The organism is Streptomyces sp. NPDC024017 (assembly GCF_040638895.1).
Classification (GTDB): Bacteria; Actinomycetota; Actinomycetes; order Streptomycetales; family Streptomycetaceae; genus Streptomyces.
The window spans coordinates 189,810-209,997 of record NZ_JBEZYZ010000010.1; the positions used below are offsets into that span (position 1 = coordinate 189,810).

Here is a 20,188-nt window from a genome sequence, read left to right on the forward strand (position 1 = left end):
GGGGGGCTTCTGGCATGTCAGGACGAGAAGAGCATGCGGCCGAAGCTCTTGTTGCGGTGGTGACCGTGATGGCCGTGGTGGCCGTGGCCGCCGTGCGGGGCGCCCCAGGCGGGGGCCGGAGGGGCCGGGTAGGCCTGCGGGGCGGGCGGGGGCGGCGGGGCGCCCTGGGACCACTGGGCCTCAAGGCGGGTCAGCGACTCCAGCTCGCCGTAGTCGAGGAAGATCCCGCGGCAGCCGCTGCACTGCTCTATCTGGACACCGTTGCGGTTGTACGTGTGCATCGGCGCACGGCACTTCGGACACTGCATGGTCGTTCAACTCCTCGCCGGTCGGTCCTGCTTCACATCTCGCCAGGACAGACTCTGTCCCGCTGTAGTCGGTTGCACCCTACTTCGCGTGTTCCTGCGCCAACTGTGCCGGGACGGTAGCCATTCGGTCACAGGCGTCCACGACCGCCTGCTCCACCTCGTCCAGGGGACGGCCGGCCGCGACCGCCTTGGCGACGGCCCGGGCCGCGGTCTGCGCGGTGAGAGCGCGGGCGGGGACGTCGAGGGCGGGCCAGGGGTCGCCCTGGGCGGGGACGGCGGGGCCGCGGGCCTCCCGGTAGGCGGTGAGGAACCGGGTCCATGCGTCGGACGGGAGCAGGCCGCAGGCGTACCAGGCGGCGGGGCGGGAGAGGTCCCAGGCGGGGACGCCGACGCCGAGGTCGTCCACGTCGATCAGCAGCCAGGGGCCGTCCGGAGCGGGGTGGCGGATGAGCTGGCCGAGATGGAGGTCGCCGTGGCAGAGGGTGCCGGTGTCCGGCATCGGGGTCTCGGCGCGGGCCCAGGGCGGGAGGGCGGCCCAGGCGCGCAGGACGGGGGCGACTGCGGGGTGCGGGCCGGCCTCGCGGAGCCGGGCGATGGCCCGGGCCGCCTTGGCGGGACCGCGCATGACGGGCAGACCCTCCGGGGCCGGGGTGCGGTGGAGGCGGGCGAGGAGCGTGGCGGCGGCTTCCCAGGGGGCGGCGTCCGGATCGTCGGGATCCACGGGGGTGCCGTACGGCCAGAACGTCACCAGGCGGCCGTGCAGGTCGACCGGGGTCGGGTCGAGTGGGGGCAGCAGGAGGCCGGGGTGGCGGGTGGCGACGGCCAGGCGGCTCGTGAGCTCGGCGTAGGTGGTGCCCGGCGGGTGGGCCTTCGCGACGGTGGTCGCGTGACGGACGACGAGGCCGTCGGGACGGTCCGCCAGAGTGGCCGCTCCGCAGGGGCAGGCCGCTGCGCGGGCGTGGGCGGCGGCTCGGGCCTTGGCCGTGAGGGCCTGCAGGAGTGGGGCGGGAGTCACGGGGTGAGGGTACGCGGGGGGTGAGGTGCGCGGTGAGGGGCTGTCGGCATCAGGTGCTCGGCGTCGGCGCCGGGTGGGTGCTCGATCCGGCGGAGCCATGGCGGTGCAACCGCCCGAGGCAACAGCAATGCCGGCGCAGCTCCCCAGCTGCGCCGGCATTTGTGCCGTCCGCCGCACCCCCGTCCCCACGGGGTTTCATGGTCGGGATGTCCCCGCCCGGACCGCTCTTCCGGGCCTGGGGTCGCCGCTCAGCGCCCCAGCATCTCGCCCACGGACGACGCCTGTATGGCCACTGTCTCCCACCCGTCGAAGACGAGGAGGAGCAGGACCGCCAGAGGAAGGGCCATCAGCGTCGCCACCACCGGGTGGCGACGGCCCTGGCGGCGGGAGCGGAACGCGGCGGCGTACGCCTTGCGTCCCTCCTCGCGGAGCAGCGTCCGCGGAGCCGTCTGGGCCATGGTCCCTCTCCTGACCGTTCTCAGTTGTCGTTGGCAGCGGCGGGCGTCTGACCTCGGGGGACGAGTGCTGCCACCCGCCGCTTGACCTCAAATCTAGGCGTCCGGCCCTCCCCCGGCGTCATGCCCTCGTACCGATTGCCGGGCCTCCCGGAGGATGAGCCGCCACCTGCGATGTACTCCCCTGGGTGGAGACGGGGGTGCGGGTCTCAGGGTCTTCCCCGACGGGGCGCCCGGATCACCCCTCTTTGTCCGAGCTCTCCTCCCTCGGAATCGGCTGCTCCACCAGGGCCAGCACCCGATTCGCCATGAAGCGGGCGGTACGTACGACCGTCCCGCTTCGGGTGACTTCGCTCACTTCCACGACACCTCGGCGCACCGCCGTCTCCACCCTGCGGCCCGCCCTGCTCGCCACCACCTCATACGTGCGCGTCGTGTCCCCCGCGTCCACGACTATCTCCACACGATCACCCTTCACAGGACCAATCCCCCTTCTGCGACGGGTGGTTGGGATCACTCACCACGCGAAGTCCGCCTCTTCGCGCCCTCCCTGACCACCTTTCAAGTCTCCCACCCACCACTGACAATCCATCACTGTGAGAGGGCGCGGCCTCTGCGCGCGGGCGGCCGGGGAAACGTAAGCTGTGGCTCGTCACAGGACCGGGCAGCGGGGATGAACATGGCGATGATGCGCCTGAGGCGCGAGGACCCGCGCGTCGTCGGCTCGTTCAGGCTTCACAGACGGCTCGGCGCGGGCGGGATGGGCGTGGTCTACCTCGGCTCCGACAAGAAGGGGCAGCGGGTCGCGCTCAAGGTCATCCGGCCCGACCTGGCGGAGGATCAGGAGTTCCGCTCCCGGTTCGCCCGTGAGGTCTCGGCGGCCCGGCGGATCCGCGGTGGCTGCACGGCCCGGCTGGTGGCCGCCGACCTCGACGCGGACCGCCCCTGGTTCGCCACGCAGTACGTGCCGGGCCCCTCCCTGCACGACAAGGTCGCAGCCGAGGGACCGCTCGGCGCTGCCGATGTCGCGGCCGTCGGTGCCGCCCTGTCGGAGGGCCTGGTCGCGGTGCACGAGGCCGGGGTGGTGCACCGGGACCTGAAGCCGTCCAACATCCTGCTGTCCCCGAAGGGGCCGCGGATCATCGACTTCGGAATCGCCTGGGCCACCGGCGCCTCGACGCTCACCCATGTCGGCACGGCCGTCGGCTCGCCGGGGTTCCTCGCGCCGGAACAGGTGCGCGGGGCCGCCGTCACCCCGGCCACGGACGTGTTCTCGCTCGGTGCCACGCTCGCGTACTCCTCGATGGGCGACTCGCCCTTCGGGCACGGCAGTTCCGAGGTGATGCTGTACCGCGTGGTGCACGAGGAGCCGCAGCTGCACGGCGTGCCCGATGCGCTGGCTCCGCTCGTCCGAGCGTGCCTGGCGAAGGACCCCGAGCAGCGGCCCAGCACGCTCCAACTGTCGCTGCGGCTCAAGGAGATCGCGGCCCGGGAGTCGCAGGACCTCGCCGGCGTCCGGCCGCCCGCGCCACGCGGTGCCGAGACCGAGCGGCCCGCCGACACCTACCCCGAGCGCACCCGGCGTCCGCAGGGACAGCAGGGTGCCGGGGCGGCCGGGGCGCAGCGGGGCCGGGGCACTCCCCCGCCGCGGGGTTCCTCCCCGTCCCGGGACGGCCATCCGTCGCCGGACGGTCCGGCTTCCCAGAGCGGGACCGATGGGCGCGGCGGAGCCCGGGCGACCGGGGGCGGCAACCGGTCCACGGGGGGCGGGTCCCGCGGCAGGACTCCGGTGCGCGGGGCGGGCGCCTCGCGTGGCGGCAACCCGTCGCGGTCCGGGTCGCGGCCGACGCCCACCGGGCGGGGCGGCACGCGGTCGGGCAGTGGCAGCCGCCCCGCCCCGCACAGCGGCACCGGGCGCCCGGCGTCCAGGAACACGGGGACCGGGCTGCGGCCCGCCAATCCGCGGTTGCTGCGGCAGCGGCTGTTCGTGTTCGTCGTGGTGACGCTGCTGGTGGCGGTCGGTATCGCTCTGGTGCAGGGCTGTCAGGGCCCGGCGCGGGGACTCGGCGGCGACGGGGGCGGGGTACGGCAGGAGCACGTCCAGCAGGACGGCGCCCCGCGGGGCTTCAAGCCGTAGCGGCCGTTGGGCGACGATGGCCGTCTCGAAGTTGGGTGCATCACCCGCCTGGCCTGCGAGGATCATCTTCCGGATGCCGTCGCCGGCCCATCTGATCAGCCGCTGTGAGCGGTCTGGAATGAGCGGAGACACGCGCTAGAGGCCGGCCCCGGCTCGGGGACGGTTCCGGGGGCGGACGGTCATCCGCAGGCTGCGCGGCCGTACGGTGAGCCGGGCGACCTGGCGGATGGCCTGGCCCTCGGCGAGTTCCAGCCGTACCGAACGCAGCATCGTCGCGAGCGCCGTGACCATCTCGGTGAGGGCGAGACGGTCCCCCATGCACTTGTGCTTGCCGTCCCCGAAGGGCAGGAACGCGCCCGGCGGAGGCTCCTGCGCGGGGTCGGTCCACCGGTCCGGGTCGAAGGTGTGCGGGTCGGGGAAGCGCTCGGGGTCGCGGTGCAGGGCGTGCTGGCAGTAGGCCAGTTCGGTGCCGGGGGGCAGCGTCCACTCGCCGAGCCGGGTCTCCTCGGTGGTGCGGCGGGTGACCAGCCAGCCGGGGTGGTGCAGCCGCAGGGTCTCGGTGATCACCCGGTTCAGGTACGGCAGCCGGGTCACGTGGTCGAAGGTGACCGGCCGTTCGCCGAGGACCTCGTCCAGCTCGGCCAGGACCCGGTCCTCGATGCCGGGGTGGCGGGCGAGTTCGTACAGGGTCCAGGACAGCACCGACGCGGTGGTCTCGGTGCCCGCCACGGCCAGGGTGAGGATCTCGGAGCAGATCTGATGCCCGGTCAGCGGCTCGCCGGTCTCCTCGTCGATGGCGCGCAGCAGCATGGAGAGCATGTCCCCGGTGTCGTGCCCGGAGGCCTGCAGTTCGTCGACGGCGGCGTTGATGGTGGCGCGTACGCCGGCCTGGGCCCGGTCGAAGCGGCGGTTGAAGGGCAGCGGCAGGCGCTCGGCCCAGTCGGGCAGCATGATGCGCACACCGACGTCGTTCAACACCACCGACAGGTCGCTGCGCAGCCGGCGGAAGACGGCGTCGTCGAGGCTGCCGGCGAACACCGTCTTGGCCAGCATGTCGAGGCTGAGCCCGACCATCGCCTCGCGTACGTCGAGGCTCCGCCCGGGCTCCCAGTCGGCGACCGTGGCCGTCACCTCGGCGCGCATGATGTCGACGTACCGGCTGATCTCGGTGTGGGCGAACGCCGGTTGCAGCTGGCGGCGTTTGCGTACGTGGTTCCGGCCGATGGCGGTGACGACACTGTCGCCCAGCAGCTGGCCCAGCTTGTCGTAGAGCCGGCCCTTGTCGAGGGTGGGCCCCAGGGCCTTGAGCATCTGGTGGATCAGGGCCGGGTCCTGGACCACGATGGTGCGCGTCCCGGGTTGCAGGACGATCTCGACGAGTGGTTCCCGTGTCTCGCGCAGCGAGTCGATGAAGCCGAGGTTGTCGCGCATCTTCAGAGCGTGGCCGATGAGCGGAAACGATCCTGCGGCTCGGGGTATCGGGGGAGGCGCAGTGGACGTCACGGGTCATCCCTTCACGGCAATCATGGGCGCCCCTATGACTTCCCTGACCTTTCCCCAGCGCAATCCTGTCGATGAACGTGTCCTGCGCCACGTGGGACGAGTTGGTTGGGAGGGGAGGAGACAGGCCCTAGCCCAGGGGCCGGCCGGTGGCCACGGCGTAGAAGGCCACGGCCGCCGCCGCGCCCACGTTGAGGGAGTCGACACCGTGGGACATGGGGATGCGGACCCACTCGTCGGCGGCGACCAGGGCCTGGGTGGACAGGCCGTCTCCCTCGGCGCCGAGCATGAGGGCCACACGGTCCATGGTGTGCGGGGCGGCCTCGTCGAGGGGCCGGGCCTTCTCGTCGGGGGTGAGGGCGAGGAGGGTGAAGCCCGCCTCGCGGACCGACTCCAGACCCTTGGGCCAGGTGTCCAGGCGGGCGTACGGGACGGAGAAGACCGCGCCCATGGAGACCTTCACGCTGCGGCGGTAGAGGGGGTCCGCGCAGTCCGGCGAGAGCAGGACCGCGTCCATGCCGAGGGCGGCGGCCGAGCGGAAGATCGCGCCGATGTTGGTGTGGTCGTTGACCGACTCCATGATGACGACGCGGCGGGCCGTCTGCAGGAGGTCGGCGGCCGTGGGCAGGGGTTTGCGCTGCATGGAGGCGAGCGCGCCGCGGTGCACGTGGTAGCCGGTGACCTGTTCGGCCAGCTCCGGGCTGACGGCGTAGACCGGGGCGGGGAGTTCGTCGATGACGTCGCGCATGACGTCGACCCACTTGGCCGAGAGCAGCATGGACCGCATCTCGTACCCCGCTTCCTTGGCCCTTCTGATGACCTTCTCGCCCTCGGCGATGAACAGGCCCTCGGCGGGTTCGCGCTTGCGGCGCAGTTCCACGTCGGTCAGGCCGGTGTAGTCGCGCAGACGCGGGTCGTCGGGATCCTCGACGGTGATGAGATCGGCCACAGGGTGATACTGCCTTGTCCTGGGTGCGGTGCCAACGGCTCGGTACGGGTTGTGTTACCCGGGGTTACTTTCGGGGCGCGGGGGCCGCGGGGCCGACCTTCACGACCTCGCCGATGACGATGACCGCCGGGGGCTTCACGTCCTCGCTCTGCACGGTCTCCGCGACCGTCGCGAGAGTGGCGTCGACGCGGCGCTGACCGGCTGTCGTGCCTTCCTGGACCAGGGCGACGGGTGCGTCCGGCGACTTGCCGTGGGCGATGAGCGTCTCGGCGACCTTGCCGATCGTGCTGACCCCCATGAGGATCACCAGCGTGCCGGTCAGCTTGGCCAGGGACGGCCAGTCGACCAGGGAGCGCTCGTCGTCGGGGGCGATGTGGCCGCTGACCACGGTGAACTCGTGGGCGACGCCCCGGTGGGTCACCGGGATGCCGGCGGCACCCGGGACCGAGATCGAGCTGGAGATGCCGGGCACGACCGTGCACGGGATGCCGGCCTCGGCCAGGGCCTGGACCTCCTCCATGCCGCGCCCATAGACGAAGGGGTCGCCGCCCTTGAGCCGCACGACCGACTTGCCCTGCTTCGCGTACTCGATCAGGGCAGTGTTGATGGCCTCCTGGGCCATGAACCTGCCGTAGGGCAGCTTCGCCGCGTCGATCACCTCGACGCTCGGGGACAGCTCGGCGAGCAGGTCGCGCGGGCCGAGGTGGTCCGTGATGACCACGTCGGCCTCGGCCAGCAGGCGGCGGCCGCGCACGGTGATCAGGTCCGGGTCGCCGGGGCCGCCGCCGACCAGGGCGACTCCGGGGGTGCGGGTGCGGTGGTGCGGGGCGACGAGCGTGCCGTCACGCAGGCCCTCCACGACCGCGTCGCGGATGGCGGCGGTGTGGCGGGGGTCGCGCCCCTTGGCGTCGGTGGTGAGGACGGCGACCGTGACGCCCTCGCTGTGGCCGGTGGCGGGGGTCCAGGCCGTCGCCAGGTCGGCGTCGTCGGAGCGGACGCACCAGACGCGGTGGCGTTCCGCCTCGGCCGAAGCCCTGCTGTTGGCTTCCGTGTCGCTGGTGGCGATCAGCGCGTACCAGGCGTCCGCGAGGTCGCCCTCCTGGTACGGGCGCTGGTGCCAGGTGATCTCGCCGGCGTCCGCCATCGCCTCGACCGAGGGGGTCGCCTCAGGGGACACGAGGAGGATGTCCGCGCCTGCCGCGAACAGGGCCGGGAGGCGGCGCTGGGCGACCTGGCCGCCACCGAGGACGACCACGCGGCGGCCGGTGAGGCGGAGGCCTACGGGGTAGGCGGGGTGTTCGGCCATGAGGTGCGGCTCCTGTTGCGGCGGTGTTCAGTGCCCTGACGTGCGGATTTTAATGGGCAGGAGTGAGAGCGGCGCGGGTGGTCCAGTGACTGGGCACCCCGGCCGTCTGCCGGTGGGTGCGTGGGCGGGCGTTCCGTCCTGCGGAACGCCCGCCCACGGACCTGCGAGGACGACGGGAGTCCTACTTCTCCGTCACTCCTGCCGAATCGAACGTCGCCACCTCGTGCATCGCCCGGGCCGTGCTCTGGACCAGCGGGAGGGCGAGGAGGGCGCCGGTGCCCTCGCCGAGGCGGAGGTCGAGGTCGACCAGAGGGCGCAGGCCCAGCTTGTTGAGGGCGGCGACGTGGCCCGGTTCGGCGCTGCGGTGGCCCGCGATGCACGCCGCCAGCACCTCCGGGGCGATCGCGCGGGCGACCAGGGCGGCGGCCCCGGCGCTGACGCCGTCCAGGATCACCGGCGTACGCAGGGAGGCGCCGCCGAGGAGCAGGCCGACGATGGCCGCGTGCTCGAAGCCGCCGATCGCGGCGAGCACACCGATCGGGTCGGCCGGGTCCGGCTGGTGGAGTTCCAGGGCGCGGCGGACGACCTCGGTCTTGCGGGCGAGGGTCTCGTCGTTGATGCCGGTGCCCCGGCCCGTGACCTCGGCCGGGTCCGCGCCCGTGAAGACGGAGATCAGGGCGGCGGACGCGGTGGTGTTCGCGATGCCCATCTCACCGGTCAGCAGGGCCTTGTTGCCGGCGGCGACCAGGTCGCGGGCGGTCTCGATGCCGACCTCGACGGCCTGCCTGGCCTCCTCGCGGGTCATAGCCGGGCCGGTCGTCATGTCGGACGTACCAGGACGGATCTTGCGGGGCAGCAGGCCCGGGGTGGCCGGGAGGTCGGCGGCGACACCCACGTCCACGATGCAGACCTCGGCACCGACCTGGGTGGCGAAGGCGTTGCAGACGGCACCGCCGCCGAGGAAGTTGGCCACCATCTGGGCCGTGACCTCCTGCGGCCAGGGGGTGACGCCCTGGGCGTGCACTCCGTGGTCGCCGGCGAAGATCGCGACGGCAGCGGGCTCCGGGATGGGCGGCGGGCACTGGCGGGACAGGCCGGACAGCTGCGCGGAGATGATCTCCAGCATGCCCAGCGCACCGGCCGGCTTGGTCATACGCTTCTGGCGCTCCCACGCCTCGCCGAGCGCCTTGGCGTCCAGCGGGCGGATCTGCGCGACGGTCTCGGCGAGCAGGTCGTGGGGTTCCTCTCCGGGCAGGGCACGGCGGCCGTATGTCTCTTCGTGCACGACCCAGGACAGCGGGCGGCGCTTGGACCAGCCGGCCTGCAACAGCTCGGGCTCGTCCGGGAACTCGTCGACGTAGCCGACGCACAGGTAGGCGATGATCTCCAGGTGCTCGGGCAGGCCGAGGGCGCGGACCATCTCGCGCTCGTCGAAGAAGCTGACCCAGCCGACGCCGAGGCCTTCGGCGCGGGCGGCCAGCCAGAGGTTCTCCACGGCCAGGGCGGCCGAGTACGGGGCCATCTGGGGCTGGGTGTGGCGGCCGAGGGTGTGACGGCCGCCGCGGGTCGGGTCGGCGGTGACCACGATGTTCACCGGCGTGTCGAGGATGGCCTCGATCTTCAGTTCCTTGAACTGCTTCGCCCGGCCCTTGGGCAGGGACTTCGCGTAGGCGTCGCGCTGGCGCATGGCCAGTTCGTGCATCGCGCGCCGGGTGTCGGCGGAGCGGATGACGACGAAGTCCCACGGCTGCGAGTGGCCGACGGAGGGCGCGTGGTGGGCGGCCTCCAGGACGCGGAGCAGCACCTCGTGCGGGATCGGGTCGCTGCGGAAGCCGTTGCGGATGTCGCGGCGTTCACGCATGACCTTCAGGACGGCCTCGCGCTCGGCGGGGTCGTAGCCGGGGGCGGCGGGACCGGTGGACTGTCGGGCTTCTGCCACTGCGGCCGCGCTCTCTTCTCGACGTTCCTGGTCGGCCAGGTCTTCCTGTTCGGCGGCCCGGGTGTCCAGGTCGTCGGCGTTCTGTACGAGTTCGGCCTCGCCGTCACGGGGAGCCGGGACCGTGGCCGCGGGTGCGGGGGGTTCCAGGGTCTCGGGCGCCGACGGCTGGGACTGCTGCGGACCCTGCAGGGGCTGCTCGGGCTGCCCGGCCTGCTCGTCCACGGCCGGGGCGGGGAGTACGACGGTGACGTCCTCGGTGGGGGCCGGGGCGGGCTCGACGGCTTCGGCAGCGGGGGGCGCTGTGACCGCCTCGGGGGTCTCAGCCGCGACTGCTGCGTCGGCGGCGGGGTCGGGCACGGGTGCCTCGGGTGTCTCAACGGGGGCGGGGGCGGGGGCCTCGGTGGGCGCCGACGCCGCGGTGGGTGCCGTTGCCGGGGTGGGTGCCGTTGCCGGGGTGGGCTGAGTCGGGGCGGGCGCCTCCGGGGCCGTCTCCGGCGAGGCGGGCGTGGCCGGGTCGACGGGGTCGGGCGCGTCGGCCTGGGCCACCGATTCCGGGGCCGGCGTGGGGAGGGCCTCGGCGGCCGGGGCCGGAACAGCGACGGTCTCGGCGGCCGGGGCGGACGCAGGGGCGTCGACGGTCTCGGCGGCCGGAACGGTCGCTTCCTGGCCGATCGGCTCGGTGGCCGGGGCAGCGGTGGCCTCGCCGGGCGCTTCAGGGCCAGGGGTGCCGGGCTGTGGAGCCGTCGCCTCGGGCTCCTGCACGACTGGTGCGGCGTCAGTTGCCGCCGGAGGCTGGGGCACAGCCTCTTCGGCGGTGACGTCCGGCTCCGGCGCGACGGCCTCGGAGACGGTCGCGTCCGGACCCGGCGCGGCGGCCTCGGGAGCAACGCCCGCCGCCGGCACCTGCGCCACGGCCTCCGGGGCTGCCACCTCGGGCGCGGCAGCGTCCGGGGCCGCCTCGTCCGCTGCCTGGGCGGGAGCCTCTTCAACGGCGGGCTCGGGCGGAGTCACGACGGCGTGCTCCGGGGCAGCGGCAGCCTCGGGGAGCGGGGCCGCTGCGGGGACCTGACCGGCCTCCGGGGCCGGGGCCGGCGCCACGGCCTGCTCGGCAGCGACCGCCGGGCCCTGTTCCGCGGAGGCGTCCGGCCAGGAAGTCTCAGGGGAATGACCGGCAGGCTCACCGCCCTGCGCAGGGCCGTCCACGACCGGCCCCGGCTCGGAAGCCGACGGCGCAACCGCTTCCGGAGCGGCTACGGCCGCGGCGGCAGCCACCTGGCCCGCGTCCGGGCCGACGCCGGCTCCGGCGGGGTCGCCCGCAACGGCCGCGCCCTGCTCGGGAACCGCGTGCCCGGCCTCGGCCACCTGGGCCTCGACCGCACCGGCGGGGGCACTGGCAGCGGCCAGGCCGGCCTGGGCGGCGGCCACCCGGCCCGCTGCCGCGTCCACGCCCGGGTCCGCGGGGTCTGCCCCCTGCGCGGGCAAGGCCTGCTCTGCGGCGGCCACTTGGGTTCCGTCCGGGCCGACGCCCGCACCAGCGGGGTCACCCGCGGGGATCTGACCGGCCTCGGCCGCAGCCGCGTGTCCATCGGCCGCAGCCACGTGTCCTTCTGCCGGGCCCGCGCCCGGCCTCACGGGGTCACCCGCAGGAGCCGCGGCGGCCTCGGGGGCACCCTGCCCGGCCTCGGCGGTGGCAACCGGCTCGCCCACGGGCTGCTCGGCGTGGACGGCCTGCCCGGCCTCGGCCGGTGCCGGCGGTGCCGTGTGGTTCGTCTCCGTCGCCACGCTGGTCGCGGCCGCCTGGGCCGGGCCCGACGGTTCCGTTGCCGGAACAACCGTTTCCGCAGGCGCCGCCCCGGCGCTCACCTGCGCCGGGGGCGCGGCCGGTGCGCCCCAGGGCGCGGCGGCCTGCGCCGGCATCTCGGGGGCGCGGGGGCCGTCGAGGTACTCGGGGCCCGCCGAGGACGGGGCCGGCTGACGTACGGGGGCGTCCGCGGGGCCGCGGTCGGCGAGGGAGCGGACCGGGCTGGCGGAGCTGTTGGGCAGCGGCGGGCCGAGGTGCAGAGGCCGGCGCGGGGTGATGGGCGGGATCGGCGGCGGGTCGGGCAGACGGACGCCGCCGAGGTCGACCGAGCCGCTGTCGCGGCCGGAGATCTCGTGCGGGCCCGGCTGGTGCACGGTCTCGAGGACCGGCTCGGGCGCGGGCGGAGGGACCTCGTTGCCCCAGGCGCCCTGGGCGCCCGGCAACAGCAGCAGGTCTTCGTCCTCGGCGGTGTTCTCGGAGAGGTAGGTGTACGCACCGGGCGCGGGGGCGCCCGGCTGCTCCACCATGCCTGCGCTCTCCGGCAGTCCCTCGCCCGGGACCTGGCCGGTGTCGGTCATGCGTACCCCTCGCCCATCGGTTAGTGCTCCTACGACCAGCTCGCCCGGAACGGCGCACCGACCGCCCCGCAGTGAAGAACGAGCGTGCGTCCCCAGCGGCACGAACGGTCCGCCCCAAAAAGGCGACAAAGCCATTCACTGGCATTGTTGCGGCCGCACCACCCTCACGGCAGCTTGATCCGCGACGGTTCCGCTGTGGACTGCGCCACGTTGCGCGTCCTCCGGTTCTGCCGTACCACACACCCCCCAAAACGGGCGGGTTTTCCGGACATTGACCGACGAAGCGCCGGGCGTCCTTGTGCGGTGCAGCGATCGGCCAGCCTACCGCGCGCGGTACGACAACCCGATCACGGGGACGTCGGCGGGGTCAGGCACCGCGCCGCGGGAGCACGCCGCTGAGCAGGAACGCGACGCTCCGTTCCTTCTCCGTCCAGGCCCGGGTGTCGAGTTCGACGGACTGCAGCAGGGCGCACTCGACGCCGTAGCCGTGCTCGGTCAGGTCGCGGCCGATGAGTTCGGCGGCGTCGCGGGTGGCGGCGTGCGTGACGATGCGCTGCGGGCGGCGGTCGGCGACCGCCGAGACGACGGCCGCTCCCCCGCCACCGACGCGGACGACGTCCGGTTCGGGGAGGTTCTCCAGGATGTGCGGGGCGGTGCCGTGCACGATCTGGAGCTGCACGCCGAGACGGCGGGCCGCCGCGTCGGTGCGGGCGCAGGCGGCCCGGTCGCTGTCGACGGCGAGGACTGCGGCGCCGGCGCGAGCCGCCTCGATGGCGAAGGCGCCGCTGCCGCAGCCGATGTCCCACACCAGGTCGCCGACGCGGGGCCCGAGGTGGGCGAGTTGGGAGGCGCGCAGCAGCTGGGTCTCGCCCTCGCCGAGGTCCGCGCCGTAGGCGTCGGCGGGCAGGGTCCAGCCGCGCGGTCCGGCGGACGGGTCGCGGCCGGAGATCCAGCCGCCGGCCTCCCCCGCGGTGCCGGGCCGGGCCGGGCCGCCGAGGACGATGACGACGTTGGGGTCGCGCCAGGTGTGGTCGGCGGCCTTGTCGGAGGTGACGACGGAGACGCGTTCGCGCGCGGTGCCGAGTTCCTCGCAGACGACGAAGGAGCGGTGGACTCCTTCGAGGAGCAGGCCGAGTTCGGCCGGGCCGGCGCCGGGTGAGGTGAGGACCGCCACCTTGGTGTGGGCGCGGCATACGTTCACCGCGCGGCGCAGGGTGCGGGGGTGTGCGACGACCACCTGTGCGTCGTCCCATGGCATGCCGGCACGGGCGAAGGCGGCGGCGACGGAGGAGACGGCGGGGACCACCTCCACCTCGAGACCGAACTCGGGGGCGCGCAGGGTGCGGACGACACCGAAGAAGCCGGGGTCGCCGTCGGCGAGCACGACGGCCGTGCCACGGTGGGCGGCGATGCGGCGGGCGGCGAGGGCGACACTGCCGAGGCGGATGCGCTCGGCGCCGGCGGGTACCTCGGGGAGCGCCAGGTGGTGGGCGGCACCCGCCACGAGCGTGGCGGCGCCCAGGGCGGCTCTCGCCGCGGCGGTCAGCGGCGAACCGTCCCAGCCGATCACCGTGACCCGGTCGGCCATCGTCGTCAGTCTCCAGGGGTTTTCGCAGGTCGTCTGCGTGGCGTGGTGGGAAGCAGCCCGGGGGCGGGCTCCGTGAGGGTACCCGGTGGAGGTGTCGGAGGGAGCGCCGGTGTGGTCGTCGCCGTCGTCCTCCGGGTGGTTCCGGTCAGTTCCAGTCGCCGAAGGACGTGAAGCCGTCGCGAAGCTGGTCGCCCACGCCTTCCAGGTCCTCGGGGAGCAGGCTCCAGACGATGAAGTCGGTGCGTACCTCGGTCCATGTGCCGTCCTCGGCACGGACCCGGGCTATACAGGCGTTGCGCAGCACGCCCTCGCTGATACAGCCGATCTTCTGGGCGACTTGCTGGGAGGCGGTGTTGTCGGCCGCCGTGCGCAGCTCGATGCGCTCGAACTTCTGGTCCGTGAAGAGCCACTGCGCGGTGACCAGGGCGGCCTCGGAGGCGTAGCCCTCGCCGCGGGCCCAGGGGGCGATGATGTACGACAGTTCGGTGGAGCGGACGTGCCAGTTGGTCTTGCCGAGCTGGATGACGCCGACCAGGCGCTGGGTGAGGAACTCGGTGACCGCGAAGTCGAGTCCGCGTCCCTCGGTGCGCTCGGCGGGGGCGTACTCGGTGATCCAGGTGCGGGCGGCGTCCTGCGTGAAGGGCTGGGGGAATGAGGTCAGGGCCGCGACCTGCTCGTCGTTCATCATCGCGGTCAGGGCGGCGACGTCGTCTTCGTCGAGGGGACGCAGCACCAACCGCTCCGTGCTGATGGAGATGTTGGGGAAGGTGCTCGTCATGCGCCGCTCCGTAACCGTCGGTGAACCTTCAGGGCATGCTGAACTGCCCAGCATGCAGCATGAAAGCACTGATCCGCACACGGGGCCCTCCCCACCGGGTGGGGGGGGGAGGACCCCGGGTACGGGGGTGCCGCGCGGGCGCTCAGAAGGAGGCGAGCACGGAGCCGGCGTACTTGTCCTGGATGAACTTCTTGACCTCGGGCGAGGTGAGGAGCTTCGCGAGCTTCTTGACGCGCGGGTCGTCCTCGTTGCCCTTCTTCACGGCGAGGAAGTTGCCGTAGGGGTTGTTCTTCGGGGACTCCAGGACAAGCGCGTCCTTGGAGGGCTTGAGGTCGGACTCGATGGCGTAGTTGCCGTTGACCACGGCGGCGTCCACGTCGTCGAGGGAGCGCGGCGTCTGGGCCGCCTCCAGCTCCTTGAACTTGAGGTTCTTGGGGTTCTTGGTGATGTCGGAGGGGGTCGCCTCGTTGCCGACGCCCGCCTTGAGGGTGATGAGCCCGTCGGCGGCGAGGAGCTTGAGGGCGCGGGCCTCGTTGACCGTGTCGTTGGGGATGGCGACGGTCGCACCGCTCTTCAGGTCGTCGGCCTTCTTGACCTTGTGGGAGTAGAGGCCGAGCGGCTCCAGGTGGACCGTGACGACGGGCACGATGTCGGTGCCGTTCTTCTTGTTGAAGTCGTCGAGGTACGGCTTGTTCTGGAAGTAGTTGGCGCCCACGGAGCCGTCCTGCGTCGCCGTGTTCGGCGTGACGTAGTCGGTGAACTCCTTGACCTGCAGGTCGAGGCCTTCCTTCTTCGCCAGGTTGTCCTTGACGTAGGTGAGGATCTCGGCGTGCGGGACGGGGCTGGCGGCGACGATCAGGGGTCCGTCGGTGTCGGAGCTGTCCGCGCCGCAGGCGCTGAGCCCGAGGGTGAGGGCTCCGGCGGCGAGTACGGCGGTGGTGATCTTGGCGGTGTTACGCACGAAAAGTGCCTTTCCTTATGACCTTGCGGGTGGTGCGACCCCTGGAATCAGGGGGTGGCGGCGCGAAGCGCCGTCGTTGAGGGGTGGTGGTCGGGCGACGGGTGGGCGTACGGGGGGTTCAGGAGGCGGCTTTGAGGAGCCGCAGTTTGGGGGCGGGTCCCGAGTGGGCGCCGCGGCGGTGCAGGGAGCGGGCCGCGTAGTCGCCGGCGAACTGGATGACCGAGATGACGACGGCGAGGATCGCGACGGTGATCCACATCAGCTGGGTCTCGAAGCGCTGGTAGCCGTAGCGGATGGCGATGTCGCCGAGGCCTCCCGCGCCGACGGTGCCCGCCATGGCGGAGTAGCCGATGAGGGCGACGATCGTGGTGGTGGTGCTGGAGATCAGCGACGGCAGCGACTCGGGGACGAGGACCTTGCGGACGATGGTCCAGGTGTTGCCGCCCATGGACTGCACGGCCTCGACGAGCCCGTGGTCCACTTCGCGGACGGCCGTCTCGACCAGGCGCGCGAAGAACGGGATGGCGCCCACGGCGAGCGGCACGATGGCGGCCTCGACGCCGATGGTCGTCCCGGTGATCGAGCGGGTGAAGCCCATCAGCGCGACCATCAGGATGATGAACGGCAGGGAGCGGGCGATGTTCACGATCTGCCCGATGACCTTGTTGGCGGCGAGGTTCTGCAGGAGACCGCCGCGGTCGGTGAGCACCAGCAGGATGCCGAGCGGCAGTCCGCCGACGACGGCGATGAGCGTGGACCAGCCGACCATGTAGAGGGTGTCCCAACACGCCTGCTCCAGCAGGGGCTGCATTTCGGACCAGGTCACTTGGCACCTTCCTTCACCAGTTCGGACTCGCGGCCCGGGACGTCGATCTGGAGGCCCTTCTCCCGCAGGAAGCCGATCGGCACGACGTTGTCCTCGTAGCGGCCGGGCAGTTCGATGCGCATCCGGCCGACCTGGAGGCCGCCGACGGTGTCGATGGCCGCACCGAGGATCGATATGTCGATGTTGTAGGTGCGGGCGAGCTGCGAGATGACGGGCTGGGTGGCGCTCTCGCCCTGGAAGGTGACGTCGACGACGGTGCGGTCCTCGCCGGAGGCCTCGCCGTCGAGCGGGAACAGCGCGGCCGCCAGTTCCGAGCCGGGGGTGGCGAGCAGTTCGCTGACGGTGCCCGACTCGACGATGCGCCCGGCCTCCATGAGCGCGGCCGAGTCGCAGACCGACTTCACGACGTCCATCTCGTGGGTGATGAGCAGGACGGTCAGGCCGAGCTGCCGGTTCAGGTCGCGCAGCAGCGCCAGGATCGACCGGGTGGTCTCCGGGTCGAGGGCGCTGGTGGCCTCGTCGGACAGCAGCACCTTCGGGTCGCCGGCGAGGGCGCGGGCGATGCCGACGCGCTGCTTCTGGCCGCCGGAGAGCTGCGCGGGGTAGGCCTTCGCCTTGTCGGCGAGGCCGACCAGGTCGAGCAGTTCCAGCGCCTTGCGGGAGCGTTCCTGCCCGGACTTCCCGAGGATCTCCAGCGGCAGCTCGACGTTGTCCTGGACGGTCCGGGAGGACAGCAGGTTGAAGTGCTGGAAGACCATGCCGATACGGCTGCGCGCCTGCCGCAGTTCCCTGCCGGCGCGCGGGCCGCGGCCGGCCAGGGCGGTGAGGTCCTGCCCGGCGACGGTCACGGTGCCGGAGGTGGGGCGTTCCAGCAGGTTGACGCAGCGGATGAGCGAGGACTTGCCGGCGCCGGACTGGCCGATGACGCCGTACACCTCGCCTTCGCGGACGTGCAGGTCGACGCCGTCCAGGGCGGTGACCTCGCGGCCGCGTGAACGGTAGACCTTGGTCAGGCCCGAGGTGGTGATCACTGGGATTCCGTCACTGTCGAGTGCCCGGGCGTGGGTGTGCCCGGGCACAGGTGCATTCGGTCAGGGACGCGACACGGTTCTCGCTGGAGAGTGGAACCGGGGAGAACATGTGCGCGGGGCGGCTTCGCGTCACGCGGCGCTCAGGGCGCGCGGACAGGCCGGGTCTCGCTTCGGGGCGCGAGCTCAGGGGGTGGTGCAGGGGCCCTCTAGAAGGCGCACATTCGACACATACAACGAGCACCGGGCGTCATGGTCGCCTCGGTCGCGGGGATGCGGTCGCTCGTCGTGGTCATGCCGTCAGTAAAACATGCGTACGGTCCTGACCGACCCCCCGCTGTCCGGATGCTGGACAGCGGTGGACGGAAACCGCGGCCTTTCAGCCGCGCGGGGAGATCTCCACGCCCCGGTCGGTGACCAGGGCGGACAGTGCCGAGAGGTTCTCGACGACCAGATCGGCGTGCAGTTCGTGGGCCTGGTGGGTTGTGGTCAACGCCACGGTGGTCATGCCGGCGGCGCGTCCGGCCGCGAGGCCCGCGGGGGCGTCCTCGAAGACGACGCAGTGTGCGGGGTCGACGCCGAGCACGCGGGCGGCGAGCAGGTAGGGCTCGGGGTCGGGCTTGCCGCGCGTGATGTCGTCGGCGGCGACGAGCGTCTTGGGCAGGATGCCGACGGCGTCGAGCCGGGCCTCGGCCAGCCGCCGGGTGGCGGAGGTGACCACGGCCCAGCGCTCGGCGGGCAGCACGTCGAGGAAGGCCCGGGTGCCCGGCAGCAGATGCACTCCGTCGTTCGGTACGTCGTCCACCTCCAGGTCCTCGATCCGCGCGACGGCCTGCGGCACGAGCTCGGCGGGCAGCAGGTCGGCGGCTATCTCGGCGGCCGGCCGTCCGTGCAGTTCGACCCGTGCGAACTCCTCGGCCGTGATCCCGTACTCCGCGGCCCACCGCGTCCAGCAGCGGTCCACCGAGGCGAGGGAGGAGACGAGGGTTCCGTCGTTGTCGAAGAGCAGGGCCTGGGCGTGGATCGTCATGCCCTCGACCCTACGGTGCAGGCCAGGGCCGGAAGCATCGGGCCTTTTCGGCCGTAATAAGGTCGCAGCATGCTTGATGCCCTGACGCTGGTGACCGGCGTCGCCGCGCTGCTGCTCGCCGCCTGGTGCGGCTGGGCGGCCTACCGTGACCAGCCGACGAAGGACTGGCACTTCATCGGGATGGCCGTGGTCACGCTGCTGTCGCTGGTGCAACTGGTCGTGGGGATCGTGCTGCTGGCGCAGGGCGAGAAGCCGGAGCAGGGCACGACGATCTTCGTGGCGTATCTGCTGGGGGCGTTCGCGTGCGTCCCGGCGGCCGGGTTCATGTCGCTGGCCGAGCGGACCCGCTGGGGTTCGGTGACGGTCGCCGCCGGCGGAGTCGTGCTGGCGGTGCTGGAGGTGCGCCTCTATGACATCTGGGGAGGCTGAGGTGAGCCGGCGCCGGCTGATCAGCGGTCCGGGCACGCTGCTGGTGTGGCTGTACGGCGTGATGGTCGTGGGGGCGGTGTCGCGGTCCGCGTATCAGATCGCGACGGAGTTCGACCGGGCGCCGCTCGCCTATTCGCTGTCGGCGGTGGCCGGTGTCGTGTACGGGTTCATCACGTACACGTTGGTGCGGGGTGGGGAGACGGCTCGGAAGGTCGCCCTGGCGTGCTGTGTCGCCGAGTTGGTGGGGGTGTTGACGGTGGGCACCTGGACCCTGGTCGAGCCGTCCGCCTTCCCGGACGCGACCGTGTGGTCGGACTTCGGGATTGGGTACCTCTTCATTCCCGTGCTCTTGCCGCTGTCCGCCATTTACTGGTTGCGGAAGGGCGCGCCTCGGGAGGGTGCCGCCTGAGGTTCGTCAGGCGGCCGCGGGCCTGTGTGGCTCGTCGCGCAGTTCCCCGCGCCCCTGAAGAAGGCCGATCATCACGCTGTCGCCGCGTAAGTGCTCGCAGGCTTCTCCAGGACGATCATCAGTACGCCGTCCGCGCCCTGGGACGTGCCCACCGTCTCGTAGCCGACCTTGCGGTAGAGGCGGAGGTTGCCCTCGCTGCGGTGGCCGGTGTGGAGGCGGAAGCGGGTGGCGCCGTGCCGGTCGGCAAGGGCCGATTCGGCCGCCCGGAGGAGGCGGGCGCCGATGCCGTGGCCCTGGAGGCGGGGGTGGACGCAGAGCTTGCCGATCGCGGCCGCGCCGTCCTCGGTGACCGAGCCGCGGACCGAGCCGACGACCTCCTCGCCGAGCCGGGCCACGAAGACACAGTCGCGGGTGACCTCCTCGCGGACCGAGTCGAGGGTTTGGACGAGCGGGTCGATGCGGTAGTTCCCGTACAGCGCCGCCTCCGACTGGAAGCACAGGTACTGCAGTCTGAAGATCTGCTCCGCGTCCTGCTCGGTCGCCGCAGAGATGGTCACGCTCATGCCCATGTGCGCACGCCTCCCGCTCATCTGATCACCTGTCGTCCCCCACTCCTATCCCCGTCCTCAGCGGGCCGCAACCTCCGGCGTGAGCAATCTCCGGAGACATCCCAGGCATCTGGAACGTTCCGGGCCAAGACTCCCCTGTGACATACCCAACTCCCCTGCGATTTCCCGGTATGTCAGGTCCTGCGGCGAGAGCAGGGCCTCCATCAGCCGGGGGCAGCGGCCCGGGAGCCGGCGCACGGCCTCGCGCAGGGCCCGGCCGCGGGCCGCGGCGAGGGCGAACTGCTCGGGGTCGCGGTCCCCGTCGTCGACCGGTTCACCGGCGTACGGCCGTTCGAGACGGCTCGTACGGCGGGTGCGGCGCGCCTCCGAGCGGACGGCGCGGCGCAGCCACTGCTCGGGGTCGAGCGGCGGATCCTCGGCGTCGAGGCGCTCCAGCAGGCGGAGCCAGACCGCCTGCTCCAGGTCGCCCGGCTCGGTTCCGGTGGAATATGCCTCCGCGGAGGCCTCGGCGGTGAGCAACGGGCGCAGGGCGGTGACCAGGTCGTGCGTCATATGCGGAGCGACGCGGCCGCCCGGGCGGCG

At 72.7% G+C, this 20,188-nt stretch carries 19 protein-coding genes; 3 read left to right on the plus strand and 16 right to left on the minus strand.

Annotated features, from left to right (window positions below):
• Positions 1–17 precede the first annotated feature (17 nt).
• From AB0G20_RS26965 to AB0G20_RS26980, 4 genes are all read right to left on the minus strand, one after another.
• On the minus strand, positions 18–308 hold the full coding sequence (locus AB0G20_RS26965) for a zf-TFIIB domain-containing protein (RefSeq protein ID WP_361306718.1): 291 nt from the start codon (positions 306–308) through the stop codon (positions 18–20).
• 79 nt (positions 309–387) lie between these two features.
• Positions 388–1,323 carry an aminoglycoside phosphotransferase family protein gene (locus AB0G20_RS26970; protein ID WP_361306719.1) on the minus strand — a complete coding sequence of 312 codons (936 nt, stop codon included), beginning with the start codon at positions 1,321–1,323 and terminating at the stop codon, positions 388–390.
• A 248-nt stretch (positions 1,324–1,571) separates the two neighbouring features.
• Entirely contained in the window at positions 1,572–1,781 is a 210-nt protein-coding gene (locus AB0G20_RS26975; RefSeq protein ID WP_361306720.1) for a hypothetical protein, read from the minus strand.
• A gap of 235 nt (positions 1,782–2,016) precedes the next feature.
• Positions 2,017–2,256: a hypothetical protein gene (locus AB0G20_RS26980; protein WP_031112035.1), complete on the minus strand. Its 240-nt coding sequence runs from the start codon at positions 2,254–2,256 to the stop codon at positions 2,017–2,019.
• A gap of 195 nt (positions 2,257–2,451) precedes the next feature.
• Here AB0G20_RS26980 and AB0G20_RS26985 point away from each other — a divergent pair, with 195 nt between their 5' ends.
• Positions 2,452–3,915 carry a serine/threonine-protein kinase gene (locus AB0G20_RS26985; RefSeq protein WP_361306721.1) on the plus strand — a complete coding sequence of 488 codons (1,464 nt, stop codon included), beginning with the start codon at positions 2,452–2,454 and terminating at the stop codon, positions 3,913–3,915.
• A 135-nt stretch (positions 3,916–4,050) separates the two neighbouring features.
• Here AB0G20_RS26985 and AB0G20_RS26990 read toward each other — a convergent pair whose 3' ends face one another.
• The 10 genes from AB0G20_RS26990 to AB0G20_RS27035 all read right to left on the minus strand — a co-directional run bounded on the left by AB0G20_RS26990 (position 4,051) and on the right by AB0G20_RS27035 (position 18,199).
• On the minus strand, positions 4,051–5,418 hold the full coding sequence (locus AB0G20_RS26990) for a cytochrome P450 (RefSeq protein ID WP_361306722.1): 1,368 nt from the start codon (positions 5,416–5,418) through the stop codon (positions 4,051–4,053).
• A 127-nt stretch (positions 5,419–5,545) separates the two neighbouring features.
• Complete coding sequence (locus tag AB0G20_RS26995) at positions 5,546–6,364, minus strand: RNA methyltransferase (protein ID WP_361306723.1); 819 nt, start codon at positions 6,362–6,364, stop codon at positions 5,546–5,548.
• A 64-nt stretch (positions 6,365–6,428) separates the two neighbouring features.
• Entirely contained in the window at positions 6,429–7,670 is a 1,242-nt protein-coding gene (gene cobA / locus AB0G20_RS27000; RefSeq protein WP_361306724.1) for a uroporphyrinogen-III C-methyltransferase, read from the minus strand.
• 181 nt (positions 7,671–7,851) lie between these two features.
• Positions 7,852–11,988 carry a nicotinate-nucleotide--dimethylbenzimidazole phosphoribosyltransferase gene (gene cobT, locus AB0G20_RS27005; protein WP_361306725.1) on the minus strand — a complete coding sequence of 1,379 codons (4,137 nt, stop codon included), beginning with the start codon at positions 11,986–11,988 and terminating at the stop codon, positions 7,852–7,854.
• A 367-nt stretch (positions 11,989–12,355) separates the two neighbouring features.
• Positions 12,356–13,576, minus strand: a complete 1,221-nt coding sequence (cbiE, locus tag AB0G20_RS27010) for a precorrin-6y C5,15-methyltransferase (decarboxylating) subunit CbiE (protein ID WP_361306726.1) — start codon at positions 13,574–13,576, stop codon at positions 12,356–12,358.
• Positions 13,577–13,721: 145 nt separating this feature from the next.
• On the minus strand, positions 13,722–14,354 hold the full coding sequence (locus AB0G20_RS27015) for a GNAT family N-acetyltransferase (RefSeq protein ID WP_361306727.1): 633 nt from the start codon (positions 14,352–14,354) through the stop codon (positions 13,722–13,724).
• Positions 14,355–14,496: 142 nt separating this feature from the next.
• Complete coding sequence (locus AB0G20_RS27020) at positions 14,497–15,315, minus strand: MetQ/NlpA family ABC transporter substrate-binding protein (protein WP_361306728.1); 819 nt, start codon at positions 15,313–15,315, stop codon at positions 14,497–14,499.
• 118 nt (positions 15,316–15,433) lie between these two features.
• Positions 15,434–16,141, minus strand: a complete 708-nt coding sequence (locus tag AB0G20_RS27025) for a methionine ABC transporter permease (protein WP_184597294.1) — start codon at positions 16,139–16,141, stop codon at positions 15,434–15,436.
• Positions 16,138–17,172, minus strand: a complete 1,035-nt coding sequence (locus AB0G20_RS27030) for an ATP-binding cassette domain-containing protein (protein WP_361306729.1) — start codon at positions 17,170–17,172, stop codon at positions 16,138–16,140. The genes AB0G20_RS27025 and AB0G20_RS27030 overlap by 4 nt, the downstream gene beginning before the upstream one ends.
• Positions 17,173–17,548: 376 nt before the next feature.
• Positions 17,549–18,199 carry an HAD-IA family hydrolase gene (locus AB0G20_RS27035; RefSeq protein WP_361306730.1) on the minus strand — a complete coding sequence of 217 codons (651 nt, stop codon included), beginning with the start codon at positions 18,197–18,199 and terminating at the stop codon, positions 17,549–17,551.
• A 69-nt stretch (positions 18,200–18,268) separates the two neighbouring features.
• Between AB0G20_RS27035 and AB0G20_RS27040 the strand changes: the two genes are divergently transcribed.
• Together AB0G20_RS27040 and AB0G20_RS27045 are read left to right on the plus strand one after the other, a co-directional pair.
• Positions 18,269–18,628, plus strand: a complete 360-nt coding sequence (locus tag AB0G20_RS27040; RefSeq protein ID WP_361306731.1) for a hypothetical protein — start codon at positions 18,269–18,271, stop codon at positions 18,626–18,628.
• The gene (locus AB0G20_RS27045) at positions 18,609–19,037 is read left to right on the plus strand and encodes a hypothetical protein (protein ID WP_361306732.1); all 429 of its coding nucleotides are present in this window, start codon (positions 18,609–18,611) and stop codon (positions 19,035–19,037) included. The genes AB0G20_RS27040 and AB0G20_RS27045 overlap by 20 nt, the downstream gene beginning before the upstream one ends.
• A gap of 71 nt (positions 19,038–19,108) precedes the next feature.
• Here AB0G20_RS27045 and AB0G20_RS27050 read toward each other — a convergent pair whose 3' ends face one another.
• Both AB0G20_RS27050 and AB0G20_RS27055 read right to left on the minus strand, forming a co-directional pair.
• Entirely contained in the window at positions 19,109–19,606 is a 498-nt protein-coding gene (locus AB0G20_RS27050) for a GNAT family N-acetyltransferase (protein ID WP_361306876.1), read from the minus strand.
• Between the two features lie 57 nt (positions 19,607–19,663).
• Positions 19,664–20,158, minus strand: a complete 495-nt coding sequence (locus tag AB0G20_RS27055) for a sigma-70 family RNA polymerase sigma factor (protein WP_361306733.1) — start codon at positions 20,156–20,158, stop codon at positions 19,664–19,666.
• Positions 20,159–20,188 lie beyond the last annotated feature (30 nt).

Coding starts and splice junctions, on each gene's coding strand:
- AB0G20_RS26965 (WP_361306718.1), bottom strand. CDS start 308: ATGCAGTGTCCGAAGTGCCGTGCGCCGATGCACACGTACAACCGCAAC.
- AB0G20_RS26975 (WP_361306720.1), bottom strand. CDS start 1,781: ATGGCCCAGACGGCTCCGCGGACGCTGCTCCGCGAGGAGGGACGCAAG.
- AB0G20_RS26985 (WP_361306721.1), top strand. CDS start 2,452: ATGAACATGGCGATGATGCGCCTGAGGCGCGAGGACCCGCGCGTCGTC.
- cobA (WP_361306724.1), bottom strand. CDS start 7,670: ATGGCCGAACACCCCGCCTACCCCGTAGGCCTCCGCCTCACCGGCCGC.
- cobT (WP_361306725.1), bottom strand. CDS start 11,988: ATGACCGACACCGGCCAGGTCCCGGGCGAGGGACTGCCGGAGAGCGCA.
- cbiE (WP_361306726.1), bottom strand. CDS start 13,576: ATGGCCGACCGGGTCACGGTGATCGGCTGGGACGGTTCGCCGCTGACC.
- AB0G20_RS27015 (WP_361306727.1), bottom strand. CDS start 14,354: ATGACGAGCACCTTCCCCAACATCTCCATCAGCACGGAGCGGTTGGTG.
- AB0G20_RS27035 (WP_361306730.1), bottom strand. CDS start 18,199: ATGACGATCCACGCCCAGGCCCTGCTCTTCGACAACGACGGAACCCTC.
- AB0G20_RS27040 (WP_361306731.1), top strand. CDS start 18,269: ATGCTTGATGCCCTGACGCTGGTGACCGGCGTCGCCGCGCTGCTGCTC.
- AB0G20_RS27045 (WP_361306732.1), top strand. CDS start 18,609: ATGACATCTGGGGAGGCTGAGGTGAGCCGGCGCCGGCTGATCAGCGGT.
- AB0G20_RS27050 (WP_361306876.1), bottom strand. CDS start 19,606: ATGGGCATGAGCGTGACCATCTCTGCGGCGACCGAGCAGGACGCGGAG.
- AB0G20_RS27055 (WP_361306733.1), bottom strand. CDS start 20,158: ATGACGCACGACCTGGTCACCGCCCTGCGCCCGTTGCTCACCGCCGAG.